This window comes from Pseudomonas sp. P5_A2_2 (genome assembly GCF_054177685.1).
The window spans coordinates 1-1238 of sequence record NZ_JBGCUL010001197.1 but is presented as its reverse complement, the minus strand read 5'-3'; the positions used below and the strand labels follow the sequence as shown (position 1 = coordinate 1238).

Below are 1238 nucleotides of genomic sequence, written 5' to 3'. Positions count from 1 at the left end.
GCGTGATGAAACCCACGGCATCGGCGAGGATTGCGATCATCCCCGGCAGGAACAACTGACGGAAAGTACGACGCGCCGCCGTCAGGGCGTTGTCCGCCTCACTCGATTGCAGGGCGATCCCGTTGATTTTCTGTACGCCGTGGGAAATACCGATGGCGAAGATCAGGAACGGTACCAGCATCGAGTAAGGATCGAGCCCGAAGCCGAAGAAGTGCATCAACCCCAGTTGCCAGACCACTGCCACCAATGTCGTGCTCAACACCGCGACGGTACTGCGCAGGCAGTTGGTGAACCACAGCAAGAGGATCAGGGTGATGACGAAGGCGACACCGAAGAACATCACCACCATCACCAGGCCATCGATCAGGTCACCGACTTTCTTGGCGAAACCGACGATGTGGATCTTCACATTCGGGTTCTGTACTTCGAACTTGGTGCGGATCTTGTCTTCAAGCTCGTGGGAGAACTGGCGGTAGTCCAGCGCCAGCAACTTGCCCTGGTCCTGCGGGTCCGGGAAGGACTCCAGCAACGGAATGTCGACGATGCTCGACTTGAAATCGTTGGACACCAGGCGCCCGACCTGGCCGGACTTGAGCACGTTGTTGCGCAGCAAATCGAGGCTGGCTTGGGAGCCATTGTAGCTCTGCGGGATCACCTCACCGCCAGCGAAGCCCTCTTCCGTCACTTCGGTCCAGCGTACGCTCGGGCTCCACAGCGACTTGAGGCCGGAACGGTCGACACCGGAGATGTAGAACACCTCATCGTTGATCTGACGCAGGGTCTCCATGTACTCCTTGGAGAAGATGTCGCCATTGGTGGCTTCCACCGAGATCCGCACGGTGTTGCCCAGGTTCGCCAGATCGTTGCGGTGCTCCATCATCTTCTGGATGAAGGGATGCTCCAGCGGGATCATTTTTTCGAAGCTGGTGGACGGACGGATCAGCGTCGCCTGCCAGAACAGGAAAATACTGACCAGCAGGCAGATCGTGATCACTGCCGGGCGGTTGTTGAAGATCAGGCGCTCGAGGAACGTCGCCTTGTCCTGGTGATGAGTACTCAAGGAAGTCATAGCTCCGCCTTCTTGTTATTAACCCGGCTCATTTGCCCGCTTTTTATTTGCCAAGCTCAGTGCCGTCAGGCGAAGTGACGCGAACGCCGCCCTGCCCGGCCAGAACCAGATTGCCATTGCCTGCCACAGTCACTGCCGAGACGGAAATACGGTCCGCACGATTGACCAC

At 58.0% G+C, this 1238-nt stretch carries 1 protein-coding gene; it reads right to left on the bottom strand.

Annotated features, from left to right (window positions below):
* Positions 1 to 1069, bottom strand: a 1069-nt coding sequence (locus ACXRVY_RS30045; protein ID WP_458239079.1) for an efflux RND transporter permease subunit, incomplete at its 3' end; no start/stop codon positions are given.
* Positions 1070 to 1238: the final 169 nt, after the last annotated feature.